Source organism: Achromobacter sp. 2789STDY5608615 (assembly GCF_001298995.1).
GTDB lineage: Bacteria > Pseudomonadota > Gammaproteobacteria > Burkholderiales > Burkholderiaceae_B > Achromobacter > Achromobacter insuavis.
Window position 1 is genome coordinate 17633 of record NZ_CYTY01000031.1, and the last position, 11926, is coordinate 29558.

Here is an 11926-nt window from a genome sequence, read left to right on the forward strand (position 1 = left end):
GGTTTCTGGGCGGTGGAAGCGCCCGGCGTGGCGCCGTTCATCGGATTCGTCGGCATCAAGGCGCTGGCGCCGACGCTGCCCTTCGCGCCGGGCGTGGAAATCGGCTGGCGCCTGGCGGCGCCCTATTGGGGCAGGGGCTATGCCAGCGAGGCGGCGCAGGCCGCGCTGCGGGTGGGGTTCGAACAGGTCGGCGCGCCCGAGATCGTGGCGTTCACGGTGCCGGAAAACGCGCCGTCGCGCGCGGTGATGCGGCGCCTGGGCATGCGTGAGGATACGCAGCGCTTCGAGCATCCGGCGGTGCCGGACGGCCATCCCTTGAAGACGCACGTGCTGTACCGGCTGGCGCGCGAGGCCTGGCATGCGCAGAAAAATGGTGACGCAGGCGCAGGCATGGGGCCGTTCGCGGCGGCATAAGCGTCGGCAGGCCGCGCCATGCCGGAATGTTGCGTTGCAACATCCTGGCGTGGCGCGGCCGATTTGAGATCGGGGCGGGCGCGGGTGTAAGCTTTGCGGAACGTAGTTGCTGTTGTCGACGGGATGCGCGACAGCCGTCTACAGGTTTCCCGTCCAACGCCAGCCGCCGCCCCGCCGGGTCGCAGACCGGCCGCATGCCGGATTGCGCCTCGCGCCCCACGGGCGACGACGGTGCTTGTTGTTCGCGCCTTCGCCGCCGGCATCCTGCCGGCGCATCTTTCGGAGGAACGACCCATGCTGACCGAGATCGTCACGCGTGCCTTGTCCCAATTGACCGGCAGCCCCATGAGCGGCGACCGCATCAAAGGGCAGTTTCAGTACGCTTATGCCAGTGATGACGGCCAATTCGTGGCCATACTGACCCATGACATGACCACCTATGTGGTGGACCTGCGCGCCCAGCGCTATTTCGCCGAGTGCGGAGGATCGCCGCGAGGCTTTGCCGGGCATGTGCTCGAGATGGAGGGCGCCGAGGCGCGCCAGCATCCGTGGCCCGCGGCCAATGACCTGTTCGACCTGGACATGGATGCGGACGAACTGTCCTGGCGCCAGTGCCCGGGGATGCGCAGCATGGCCGGCAGCGCCAACCGATCTGTGGAGAGCCGCGCCGCCTGAGAGTGGCCAGAAGCGGCAGTCCCCTCACTGAACCGGCGACATCGCCGGTTTTTTTTATCTGGCGGTCAGGGCGGCTCGCTACAATCCGCGCCATGACTACGCACGCTGACAACGGCGCCCCGCGCGGCGCCATCCTGGTCGATTGCACGCATGAACGCCATGCGGACCAGATCCTGGCCATCTTCAACGAGGCCATCGTCACCTCGACCGCGCTGTACGACTACAAGCCGCGCCCGCGCGAGGCGATGCTGGGCTGGTTCCAGGCCAAGGCGGGCGGCGGTTTCCCGGTGGTGGGGTTCGAGAACGCGGCGGGCGAGCTGATGGCGTTCGCCAGCTACGGCACGTTCCGCGCCTGGCCGGCCTACAAGTATTCGGTCGAGCATTCCGTGTATGTCGACGGCCGTTTCCGCGGGCAGGGGCTGGGCGAGGCGCTGATGCGCGTGCTGATCGAGCGCGCCCGCGCCAACCAGGTGCACGTGATGATCGGCGGCATCGACGCGGCCAACCAGGGCAGCATCAAGCTGCATGAGAAGCTGGGATTCGCGCACGCCGGCACCATCCGCGAGGCTGGCTTCAAGTTCGGCCGCTGGCTCGACCTGGCGTTCTACCAGCTGACGCTGGACACGCCGGCGCGGCCGGTCGATGGCTGACGCGCGTCGCCGCAACGGCGCCGCGGCGCGCGGCTGGCGCCTTACTTCGACAGCACCCGCATCGCCTGTTCCAGCCCCGCGACCGTCACGGGGTACATGCGGTCCTGCATGATGTCGCGCATCAGCGCGATCGACTGGCGGTACTGCCATGACGCGGTGGGCTCGGGATTGAGCCACACCGACTTGGGCCAGGCGTCCAGCAGCCGGCGCATCCACTGCGCGCCGGGTTCCTTGTTGTAGTGCTCGACCGAGCCGCCCGGCTGCAGGATCTCGTAGGGACTCATGGTGGCGTCGCCGACGATGATCAGGCGCCAGTCGGGGTTGTACTTGCGCAGCACGTCCCAGGTGTCGAAGCGTTCGTTCTGGCGCCGACGGTTGCTCTGCCACAGGCTCTCGTAGGGGCAGTTGTGGAAGTAGTAGACCTCGAGATTGCGGAACTCGCTGCGGGCCGCGGAGAACAGTTCCTCGACGCGGCCGATGTGGTCGTCCATGCTGCCGCCGACGTCCAGCAGCATCAGCACCTTGACCGTGTTGTGGCGCTCCGGGACCATGCGCAGGTCCAGGTGGCCGGCGTTGCGCGCGGTGCTGGCGATGGTGTCGTCCAGGTCCAGTTCGAGTTCGGCGCCTTCGCGCGCGAAACGCCGCAGGCGGCGCAGCGCGACCTTGAAATTGCGCGTGCCCAGCTCGACCTGGTCGTCGTAGTCCTTGAACTGGCGCATGTCCCAGACCTTGACCGCGCTGCGGTTGCCGGCCGACTGGCCGCCGACGCGGATGCCCTCGGGATGGTAGCCGCCGTTGCCGAAGGGCGAGGTGCCGCCGGTGCCGATCCACTTGCTGCCGCCGGCGTGGCGTTCCTTCTGCTCTTCCATGCGCTCCTTGAAGAGCTCCATCAGCTTGTCCCAGCCGTGCTTCTCGATGGCGGCCTTTTCCTCCGGCGACAGGCTCTTCTCGAACTGCTTGATGAGCCAGTCCAGCGGGATGTCCTTGCCGGCCGGCAGCGCGGCCTCGATGCCCTTGTAGTAGGCGCCGAAGGCCTTGTCGTAGCGGTCGTAGAGCGATTCGTCCTTGACCAGCGCGGTGCGCGCCAGGAAGTAGAAGTCGTCCAGCGTGGGCGTCATGACGTCCTGGCGCAGCGCGTCCACCAGCGTCAGGTATTCCTGCACCGAGACCGGCAGCTTGTGCGCCCGCAGGTGGTAGAAGAAGTCGATCAGCATGGCAGGCGCCGTGAAGGATGCGTCAGCGGCGCGGCGTGCCGCGGGTCATGGCGGCGAGCCGCTCCAGCAGATGCACGTCCTGTTCGTTCTTGAGCAGCGCGCCGGCCATCAGCGGCACCGCGGTCGCGGTGTGCGCGTCGATCTGCGCCGCGCTGACGTCCTCGGCCAGCAGCAGGCGCAGCCAGTCCAGCAGTTCGGACGTCGACGGTTTTTTCTTCAGGCCGGGCGCGTCGCGCAGGCTGAAGAAGGTGTCGAGCGCGGCGCGCAGCACGTCCTGCTTGAGTTCGGGGAAGTGCACCGCGACGATGTCGCGCATGGTGTCGCGGTCGGGGAAGCGGATGTAGTGGAAGAAGCAGCGGCGCAGGAAGGCGTCGGGCAGGTCCTTCTCGTTGTTGGAGGTGATGATGACCAGCGGCCGATGGCGCGCGGCGATGGTCTGGCGCGTTTCGTACACATGGAATTCCATGCGGTCGAGTTCGCGCAGCAGGTCGTTGGGGAATTCGATGTCGGCCTTGTCGATCTCGTCGATCAGCACCACCACCGGCTGCTCGGCGTCGAAGGCCTGCCACAGCGTGCCCTGCACGATGTAGTTGCGGATGTCGCGGACTTTCTCGTCGCCGAGCTGCGAGTCGCGCAGGCGCGACACCGCGTCGTATTCGTAAAGACCCTGATGCGCCTTGGTGGTGGACTTGATGTGCCACTGCAGCAAAGGACGGTCCAGCGCGCGCGCCACTTCCTCGGCCAGCATGGTCTTGCCGGTGCCGGGTTCGCCCTTGATCAGCAGCGGGCGCTGCAGCGTCAGCGCGGCGTTGACGGCGAGCTTGAGGTCATCGGTGGCGACGTATCGGTCGGTGCCATCGAAGCGTGCGTGCGGTGCGGAAGGAGCGGTCTGGGCAGCGGACATGGATCAGCGGACTTCTCAGGGTTGATGGGGATCAAGGCCATTTTCGGGTATTAATCCTAGACAATTATCGTACAATCAGGCGGTTTTGCAGTTGGGTTCGACCCGCAACGTGTTTGCCGGGGGCCTTTCCGTGTGAGCAGGCCCTAGTCCTCAAGCCATACCAAGAAGAGCCATCCCAATGAAGTTGCGATTCTCTCTGAAGTACTCGGTTTCCCTGCTGGCCGCATTGGCATCCTGTGCGATCGCCGGCCAGGCAGTAGCTGCGGATGCAGCGCCGGTCGGTAATGTCCAGAATGCCCGTGACAAGGTTTCCATGTGCATCGGTTGCCATGGCATCGAAGGCTACAAGGCGACCTTCCCCGAGCTTTATCACGTACCGATGATTGCTGGCCAGAACGCCAAGTACATCGAGACCGCCCTCAACGAGTACAAGAAAGGCGCGCGCAGCCATCCCACGATGGATGCCATTGCCGGCAGCCTGTCCGACCAGGACATCGCCGACCTGGCCGCTTACTACTCGAACCTGAAATAACCGGGGGCAATCACATGAACCGCATCATGCTTGCCCTCGCGGGCGCGACGCTGGCCATTTCGGGCGCGACTGCCCAGGCCCAGGATCTGGCGGCCGGCAAGGCCGTCTTCGACAAATTCAATTGCGCCTCATGCCACGGCGCCGACGCCAAGACGGCGGTGGACCCGGCCTATCCGACGCTGGCCGGCCAGCACGCCGACTACCTGGTGCATGCGCTCAAGGCCTATCGCCGCGGCGCCTCGGGCAGCGCGGCCACGGCCAACGTGCGCAAGAACCCCATCATGGGCGCCTTCGCCACCCAGCTGTCCGACCAGGACATCAGCAACGTGGCGGCGTGGCTGTCGGCCCAGCCCAGCGACCTGGGCGTGCGCAAATAGCGCGACGGTCCGGCCGCATGCAAAAAACCCTCGGGAGACCGAGGGTTTTTTCTTGGGCGTTCGTGTCGCGCCAGGGGCTAGCGTTCGGCGCGCTGGCGGATCAGGTCGATGTAGGTATCGCTGTCCAGCGGGGTGCCCAGGCGCTGCGCTTCCCAGACGACCCGGCCCAGGCACTCCATGATCTCGTGCGCGGCCTGGTGCGCGTCGCTGCGCGCCACCAGGCGCTGGTAGGCGCTGCGGATGCCGGGCGGATGGTCGATCGACAGCTGCTCGGCGATGGCCAGATGCATCGACAGGTGCAGGAACGGGTTGGTGCGGCCCTTTTCCACCGCGTATTCGGCGGTCATGGCCTCGGGGCTTTCGAGATCGGCGTGGTATTCCGGATGCTCGATGATCCAGTCCAGGGCCATGGCCTCCAGCGGGGTCAGGACCTCGTTGGCGCGGTGCTTGCGCCAGGTTTCGATGAAGAATTCGCGGACTTGGTCGCGGGAAGGGTTGAACATTGTCAGACGGATGCCATGCTGGCCAGAGAGGGCTTTATTTTACCGCCCGCCGGGGCGCCGCCCGCCCGCGGGCCGCAATGCGATATAGAATTGGTTGCTATCCGCTATCCAGTGTGCGTTTCGCCAGGGCCGCGCGGCCCGCGGACCACACGCCAGCCGATGCGGCGCGCGTGCAGAAAAACCACTCGGAGCAAATGGAGCATTCATGTCCTATCAACATATCAAGGTGCCCGCTGGGGGCCAGAAGATCACGGTCAACGCTGATTTCTCGCTGAATGTGCCGGATCAGCCCATCGTGCCCTACATCGAGGGTGACGGCACCGGCGCCGACATCACGCCCGTCATGATCAAGGTGGTGGACGCCGCCGTGCAGAAGGCCTATGGCGGCAAGCGCAAGATCCACTGGATGGAGGTCTACGCCGGCGAGAAGGCCACCAAGGTCTACGGCCCGGACGTCTGGCTGCCCGACGAGACCCTGGACGTGGTCAAGGACTACGTGGTCTCGATCAAGGGCCCCCTGACCACGCCGGTGGGCGGCGGCATCCGTTCGCTCAACGTGGCCTTGCGCCAGCAGCTGGACCTGTACGTCTGCCTGCGCCCGGTGGCGTATTTCAAGGGCGTGCCCTCGCCGGTGCGCGAACCCGAAAAGACCAACATGGTGATCTTCCGCGAGAACTCGGAAGACATCTACGCCGGCATCGAATACATGGCCGACAGCGAGCAGGCCAAGGAGCTGATCCAGTTCCTGCAGACCAAGCTCGGCGTCAAGAAGATCCGTTTCCCGAACACCTCGTCGATCGGCATCAAGCCGGTGTCGCGCGAGGGCACCGAGCGCCTGGTGCGCAAGGCGGCGCAGTACGTCATCGACAATGACCGCACGTCGCTGACCCTGGTGCACAAGGGCAACATCATGAAGTTCACGGAAGGCGGCTTCCGTGACTGGGGCTATGCGTTGCTGCAGAAGGAATTCGGCGCGCAGCTGATCGACGGCGGCCCGTGGTGCAAGTTCAAGAACCCCAAGACCGGCCGCGAGATCATCGTCAAGGACGTCATCGCCGACGCGTTCCTGCAGCAGATCCTGCTGCGCCCGGCCGAATACGACGTCATCGCCACCCTGAACCTGAACGGCGACTACATCTCCGACGCGCTGGCCGCGCAGGTGGGCGGCATCGGCATCGCCCCGGGCGCCAACCTGTCCGATTCGGTCGCGATGTTCGAGGCCACCCACGGCACGGCGCCGAAGTACGCGGGCAAGGACTACGTCAACCCGGGCTCGGAAATCCTGTCGGCGGAAATGATGCTGCGCCACATGGGCTGGACCGAGGCGGCCGACCTGATCATCTCCAGCATGGAGAAGTCGATCCTGTCGAAGAAGGTCACGTATGACTTCGCCCGGCTGCTGGAGGGCGCGACGCAGGTGTCGTGCTCCGGTTTCGGGCAGGTGATGATCGAGAATATGTGACCGGGCCTTATCGGTGAGTCTTTGAAAAGCCCGTAAGCCGCAAGGCTCGCGGGCTTTTTTACGGCGGTCCATGTGAAGATCTATATCGGAAATAAGGGAATTCCTTAGCGCCTCGTATACCAACACAAGACAAAACGAATCAAATTGTTATTGTTACGGCGGTATAATTTATATGTTCAGCAATGCTGCATTTTTCCCTCCACCGCTGATACTCTTGGCTCAGTTTTGCTGACCCGGTTCCGCTGATATTTCCTAGACATGGCCCAACCCGCTCCCAATATGCCGCCCTATGATGCTTCGGCGTGCGTCCGCAGCCTGCGCGATGCCGGGCGGGTAGCGCTATTGATGGCCCCGAGGCTGGGCGACACGCTGTTGATGATGACCATGGCGTTCAACCTGGTCGCGCACGGGCGCCAGGTCACGGTCTTTGGCGATTTCGCCTACGGCCTGCGCAGCTGGTTTCCCGGCATGGATATCCGGCCGTCACTGCCGCAGGAGCAGGCGTCGGCGGTGCTGGCCGACTACGATTGCGCGGCGCAGATGCACGTCGGCTGGCCATACGCCCTGCATGATTGTGCCGCGTCCTATTTCTATTACGACGCCCACGTGGTGATCACCGGCAAGGGGTTCATCAAGCTCAACCAGATCCGGGACTATTGCCGCGATGCGCTGGGGTTGTCGCTGGCGGGCACCGATATCGGCCTGCGTCCACCGATGGCGGGGCGGCATCGCGCGTTCGACAAAAGGGTTGCGGTGCATCCGTCGTCCACCGGGGCGCAGCGTTGCTGGGCGCCGCGGCATTTCGTCGAACTGGGGTTGCGCCTGCAGCGCCAGGGCTATGAGCCTGTCTTCATCCTGGCGCCTCATGAGCGCGCCGGATGGACCTGCCTGACCGAGGCCGGCCTGGCGATCCAGCAGTCCCCCTCCCTGGCCGACGTGGCCGCATTCATCCACGAATGTGGCTGGTTCATCGGTAACGAGTCCGGCATTGGCCATCTGGCCTCCAGCGTCGGCGTGCCAACCTTGACGTTGACCGGCCGGCCCACCCGGACCAAGGCCTGGCGTCCGGGCTGGTCGATGTCGCGCATCGCGTATCCCGTCTATATTCCCGGAGGCCGCTGGCGTGACCGCCTGTGGCGCGAGTGGCTGCGGCCGGGCAGCGTCATGTCGGCGTTTGAAAGCCTGACGCGGGACTACAAAAAATCCATGGCGGCTGCAAAGGTCGTCCGTTCTTGACTCCGACCCTGCGCGACGGTTTCGCGGGATGGCCTGCCGGATCCGCATAACGTGTCATAGCCTGCCGCGTCCGCCAATTCTCTCCCCTAAAGTATCACTGGTCCTGCCAAAGGCTGAACTGAATCCCATGATGTCCATTCCATGCCTGCGCGGTGTCGCGTTCCTGACACTGCTGATCCCCGCCTTGGCACTGACCAGTGCCGTGGGGGGGCCCGCCATCCTCTACCTGACTGCATTGATCGCGCTGGTGGCAATGGCGGCCAATCTTGTCCAGCACCGGGAACCTTTCGCGCTGAAGGAGATGTCGGCGATGGCCGTGGCGCTGATGGCGCCGCTCGTCGCGATGCTGATCAGCAGCAGCTACCTGGGCGTCTGGAGCTCTTCCGAAATTGAAAAGCTGCTGCGTTTCGCCCTCGCGGTGCCCGTCTGTTGGATGCTGTTGCGCGTGCCCCGCAACTGGTTGCAGCAAGTGCAGTGGAGCCTGTTGTTCGGCGCTTTTGCCGGGTCGCTCATGCTGGTGTACATCATCTACGAACCCAGCCTGGGCCGTGGCGCGGTGTCCGAGTATGGCGGCCGCTACAACGCGGTGGCATTCGCCGACTTGACGATCTTGTTTGGCTTCGCCTCCTTGCTGACGCTGCCCTGGCGCTTGTCGCCCTGGCCCAGGCTGGAAGCCGCCCTCAAGATCGCCGCGGTGCCGGTCAGCCTGTATGGCGTCTGGGTTTCACAGACGCGCAGCAGCTGGGCGCTTCTGCTGGTGTTCGGCCTGGCCTACCTGTTGACCAAACGGCAGTGGCAACGCCGTACCAAGCTCATCTTCGTGGCGGCCTTGGTCGTGGTGATGGCGGTGGGGGCAGTGCTGTCCTGGAACAGCAAGGAAAGCCGCTGGAAGAACATGGTGTCGGACGTGAGCCGCTATGAGCAGCATGACCGTGACACCTCGGTGGGCATTCGCATCCAGCTCTGGAAGGCCTCCTGGCTGATGTTCCGGGAAAGCCCGCTGGTGGGGGTGGGCGTGCCCAACTTCCGGCCGGAACTGGTCAAGCTGCAGAAGCAGGGCATCGTGACCGAGCTGGTCTCGACCGATTACGGCGAACCCCACAATGACATGCTCGGGGCGCTGGCGGGTTATGGCCTGCTGGGGCTGCTCAGCATCCTGGCGCTGTACCTGATCCCCGCCGCGGTCTTCTGGCGCCGTTCCGCCAGCGACGACCCCGTGGTGCACGTGGGCTCGCAGATCGGCATGCTGTTCTGCCTGGGCTACTTCGTCTTCAGCCTGTCGGAAATGATGTTCCGCAACATGCGCAGCGTGCCGATCTATGCGTTGACGGTGGTGGTGCTGTATGCCTTGACCTCGGCCCGCACCGGGCTGGCGCAGCAGCGCCTCGCGGCGAAACGATAGCGGATCCGGACGGCCCGTCGCGGCCGCGCCGTCATCCTGAAAAGCAAGGCCCCGGCGGCCTTGCTTTTTTTTCGCGCGCGCGTGGCGCATCCAAATGCCCGCCGGGCTTGACGTAGATCAAGCCAGCCCCCTCTCGTCGGTGAAAACCCTGTCGCTCCCCCTTATTCTGATCAGACGCAATAGATAAATCGTCACATTTCGCCGTCTTTGGTTTCGGACGCGGGTGGGCATGGAGAAAGAGGGTCTATGAAGAATTCAAGCTTGCGCAGGGAGCTGCTGTGGTTCGTGCTCGCGATCGGGGTCGCGGTGCTGGCCTTGGGGGGATGGGATGCCTGGGAACGGCGCGCCGAGATGCTGGCAGAGCGCAAGACGGAACTGCGCAATGTGCTGGACCTGGCCGCCGGCATCGTGCGCAATGGCAAGCAGCGCGCCCTCGACGAGCACCTGTCGCCCGAGCAGGCCAAGCGTAACGTGGCGCAGCGCCTGGCGCAGCTGCGCTATGGCGCGGACGGCTATGTCGGCGTGTTCGACGACAGCTATACGCTGCTGGTGCATCCCGACGCCAAGATGACCGGCACCAATGTGCGCGCGGTCACGGACAGTGACGGTCTGCCGATCTTCGAGAATCTCTACGCGCAGGGCAAGGCGGGCGGCGGCTTCGTCCAGTATCACTTTCCGCGGCCGGGGGCCGAGGAGGCGCTGCCCAAGGCCAGCTACGCCGTCTACGACCCGGAATGGGGGTGGCTGATGTTCACCGGCCTGTACGTGGACGACGTCGATGCGGCTTTTCGCGCGACGCTGTGGCGCCAGGGCGGCGTGACGCTGGCGCTGCTGGTGGCGCTGCTGGCGGCGGCGCTGCGGTTCTTCCGTTCCCACATCATCCGTCCGCTGGACGAGGCGGTGGCGGTCTGTGAGCGGGTGGCGCAAGGCGATCTGTCCAGCATCATCTCGCGCCACCATCGCGGCGAGATCGGCCGGCTGTTTGACGCCATGGCCTTGATGCAGGAACGGCTGGATGTGGCGGTGCGCACCATCGTGCATTCCACCGGTTCGATCGCGGCGGCTTCGCGCCAGATCGCCGCGGGCAGCATGGACCTGCACGACCGCACCGAGAAACAGGCGGCCGCGCTGGAGCAGACCGCGGCCAGCGTCGAGCAGATCACGGCCACCGCCAAGCAGAGCGCCGACCACGTGCGCGAGGTCAGTTCGCTGGCCGGCCAGTCGGCGCAACTGGCGCGGCAGGGCAGCGAAGAAACCCAGCACGCGATCGACGCGATGCGCGAGATCTCGCAGAGCTCGCAGCGGATCGACGAGATCATCCGACTGATCGACGAAATCGCGTTCCAGACCAACATCCTGGCGCTCAATGCCGCGGTGGAGGCCGCGCGCGCCGGCGAGCAGGGGCGCGGGTTCGCGGTGGTGGCGGGCGAGGTGCGGGCGCTGGCGCAGCGCTCGGCCACCGCCGCCAAGGAAATCAAGACGCTGATCGAGGCGTCGTCGGATTCGGTCGAACGCGGCAGCCAGCGGGTCGAGCAGGCCAGCGCCACCATGAGCAGCGTGCTGCAGTCGGCGGCGAGCAGCGCGCCGCTGATGGGCGAGATCGCCACCGCCTCGTCCGAGCAGAGCGTCGGCATCGAACAGATCAACCAGGCGGTGACGCACCTGGACAGCGTGACGCAGCAGAATGCGGCGCTGGTCGAGGAGTTCGCGGCGTCGGCCGCCACCTTGCACGATCAGGCCGACGACCTGGCGCGCGCGGTGGCGGTGTTCAAGCTGTCTGCAGCCTACTAGGCGAGCCCTGCACCACGCTCATGGCCCGCTGCAGGCGCGGGGTCAGCTCGCGGCTGGCGCTGGTCATGGGCAGGCGCAGTTCGTCGGCGATCAGGCCTTGCAGGGCCAGCGCGCGCTTGATCGGCGCCGGGTTGGGTTCGGCGAACAGCACGCGGATCAGGCCGCGCAGCGGCTCGAACAATTCGCGCGCCGCTTCGGCGTGGCCGTCGCGCGCCAGCTGCATCACTTCGACGAAGCGTTCGGGGAACAGGTGGGCGGCCGCCGGAATGGCGCCGCGCCCGCCCGCCAGGAAATGGTCGAGCAGCGCCATGTCCTCGCCGCAGAGGGCCGCCAGGTGTCCGCGCGCATTCAGCGCCATCAGCACCGGTGGATTGCATTCCTTGACGGCGCGGAAATTGGGCAGCAGCGCCAGCGATTCCATGGTTTCGACCGTCATGGTGACGCCGGCCCGCTTGGGAATGTTGTAGAGAATGATGGGACGCTCGGTGGCCCAGGCGATCTGCCGGTAATGCCACAGGATGCCCTGCTGCGACGGGCCCAGGTAGTAGGGCGGGGGCACCAGGTAGCCGGCGGGCGCGTACTTGTCCAGGCGGCGGATGGCGGCGGCCACGCCGCGCGTGTCGACGCCGCCCGCGCCGAACACCAGCGGCAGGGCGTGCGGATCGCGGCGGATGGCCTCGATCATCTCGATCTTCTCGGGAATGGAGAGCAGGTTGCCTTCGCCGGTGGAGCCGAACAGCACCAGGCCGGCCACGCCGGCGTTGCG

The 11926-nt window shown here is 65.6% G+C and carries 13 protein-coding genes; 9 read left to right on the forward strand and 4 right to left on the reverse strand.

Translation table 11 applies throughout. The features are described from left to right. From AOZ49_RS23020 to AOZ49_RS23030, 3 genes are all read left to right on the forward strand, one after another. Window positions 1-414 (forward strand): GNAT family N-acetyltransferase (locus AOZ49_RS23020; RefSeq protein ID WP_054477950.1); only part of this gene is annotated, 414 nt, incomplete at its 5' end. A gap of 294 nt (window positions 415-708) precedes the next feature. Next, window positions 709-1089, forward strand: a complete 381-nt coding sequence (locus AOZ49_RS23025) for a hypothetical protein (protein WP_006393225.1) — start codon at window positions 709-711, stop codon at window positions 1087-1089. Window positions 1090-1181: 92 nt separating this feature from the next. After that, window positions 1182-1739 (forward strand): GNAT family N-acetyltransferase, encoded by a 558-nt coding sequence (locus AOZ49_RS23030; protein ID WP_054432984.1) that lies wholly within the window; start codon window positions 1182-1184, stop codon window positions 1737-1739. Window positions 1740-1780: 41 nt separating this feature from the next. Here the strand turns inward: AOZ49_RS23030 and AOZ49_RS23035 are convergent, their stop codons facing one another. Then, window positions 1781-2953, reverse strand: a complete 1173-nt coding sequence (locus tag AOZ49_RS23035; RefSeq protein WP_054477953.1) for a vWA domain-containing protein — start codon at window positions 2951-2953, stop codon at window positions 1781-1783. A gap of 22 nt (window positions 2954-2975) precedes the next feature. After that, window positions 2976-3857, reverse strand: coding sequence for an AAA family ATPase (locus tag AOZ49_RS23040; protein WP_006393228.1), 882 nt, complete (start codon window positions 3855-3857; stop codon window positions 2976-2978). 178 nt (window positions 3858-4035) lie between these two features. Here AOZ49_RS23040 and AOZ49_RS23045 point away from each other — a divergent pair, with 178 nt between their 5' ends. Together AOZ49_RS23045 and AOZ49_RS23050 are read left to right on the forward strand one after the other, a co-directional pair. After that, window positions 4036-4389 (forward strand): c-type cytochrome, encoded by a 354-nt coding sequence (locus AOZ49_RS23045; RefSeq protein ID WP_035360031.1) that lies wholly within the window; start codon window positions 4036-4038, stop codon window positions 4387-4389. Window positions 4390-4403: 14 nt separating this feature from the next. Continuing rightward, on the forward strand, window positions 4404-4766 hold the full coding sequence (locus AOZ49_RS23050) for a c-type cytochrome (RefSeq protein ID WP_006393230.1): 363 nt from the start codon (window positions 4404-4406) through the stop codon (window positions 4764-4766). A gap of 77 nt (window positions 4767-4843) precedes the next feature. Here AOZ49_RS23050 and AOZ49_RS23055 read toward each other — a convergent pair whose 3' ends face one another. Further along, entirely contained in the window at window positions 4844-5269 is a 426-nt protein-coding gene (locus tag AOZ49_RS23055) for a DUF1841 family protein (RefSeq protein ID WP_054432991.1), read from the reverse strand. Window positions 5270-5474: 205 nt separating this feature from the next. On the opposite strand from AOZ49_RS23055, the gene icd reads away from it, so the two are divergent. From icd to AOZ49_RS23075, 4 genes are all read left to right on the forward strand, one after another. Then, entirely contained in the window at window positions 5475-6731 is a 1257-nt protein-coding gene (icd, locus tag AOZ49_RS23060; RefSeq protein WP_006393232.1) for an NADP-dependent isocitrate dehydrogenase, read from the forward strand. Between the two features lie 258 nt (window positions 6732-6989). Continuing rightward, window positions 6990-7967 carry a glycosyltransferase family 9 protein gene (locus AOZ49_RS23065; RefSeq protein ID WP_054432993.1) on the forward strand — a complete coding sequence of 326 codons (978 nt, stop codon included), beginning with the start codon at window positions 6990-6992 and terminating at the stop codon, window positions 7965-7967. Between the two features lie 130 nt (window positions 7968-8097). Beyond that, window positions 8098-9369: an O-antigen ligase family protein gene (locus tag AOZ49_RS23070; protein WP_054477989.1), complete on the forward strand. Its 1272-nt coding sequence runs from the start codon at window positions 8098-8100 to the stop codon at window positions 9367-9369. Window positions 9370-9615: 246 nt separating this feature from the next. After that, window positions 9616-11160, forward strand: a complete 1545-nt coding sequence (locus tag AOZ49_RS23075; RefSeq protein ID WP_054432995.1) for a methyl-accepting chemotaxis protein — start codon at window positions 9616-9618, stop codon at window positions 11158-11160. Here AOZ49_RS23075 and AOZ49_RS23080 read toward each other — a convergent pair. Next, window positions 11138-11926 (reverse strand): dihydrodipicolinate synthase family protein (locus AOZ49_RS23080; RefSeq protein WP_054477955.1); only part of this gene is annotated, 789 nt, incomplete at its 5' end. The two genes, AOZ49_RS23075 and AOZ49_RS23080, sit on opposite strands and share 23 nt — an antisense overlap.

Coding starts and splice junctions, on each gene's coding strand:
- AOZ49_RS23025 (WP_006393225.1), top strand. CDS start 709: ATGCTGACCGAGATCGTCACGCGTGCCTTGTCCCAATTGACCGGCAGC.
- AOZ49_RS23030 (WP_054432984.1), top strand. CDS start 1,182: ATGACTACGCACGCTGACAACGGCGCCCCGCGCGGCGCCATCCTGGTC.
- AOZ49_RS23035 (WP_054477953.1), bottom strand. CDS start 2,953: ATGCTGATCGACTTCTTCTACCACCTGCGGGCGCACAAGCTGCCGGTC.
- AOZ49_RS23040 (WP_006393228.1), bottom strand. CDS start 3,857: ATGTCCGCTGCCCAGACCGCTCCTTCCGCACCGCACGCACGCTTCGAT.
- AOZ49_RS23045 (WP_035360031.1), top strand. CDS start 4,036: ATGAAGTTGCGATTCTCTCTGAAGTACTCGGTTTCCCTGCTGGCCGCA.
- AOZ49_RS23050 (WP_006393230.1), top strand. CDS start 4,404: ATGAACCGCATCATGCTTGCCCTCGCGGGCGCGACGCTGGCCATTTCG.
- AOZ49_RS23055 (WP_054432991.1), bottom strand. CDS start 5,269: ATGTTCAACCCTTCCCGCGACCAAGTCCGCGAATTCTTCATCGAAACC.
- icd (WP_006393232.1), top strand. CDS start 5,475: ATGTCCTATCAACATATCAAGGTGCCCGCTGGGGGCCAGAAGATCACG.
- AOZ49_RS23065 (WP_054432993.1), top strand. CDS start 6,990: ATGGCCCAACCCGCTCCCAATATGCCGCCCTATGATGCTTCGGCGTGC.
- AOZ49_RS23070 (WP_054477989.1), top strand. CDS start 8,098: ATGTCCATTCCATGCCTGCGCGGTGTCGCGTTCCTGACACTGCTGATC.
- AOZ49_RS23075 (WP_054432995.1), top strand. CDS start 9,616: ATGAAGAATTCAAGCTTGCGCAGGGAGCTGCTGTGGTTCGTGCTCGCG.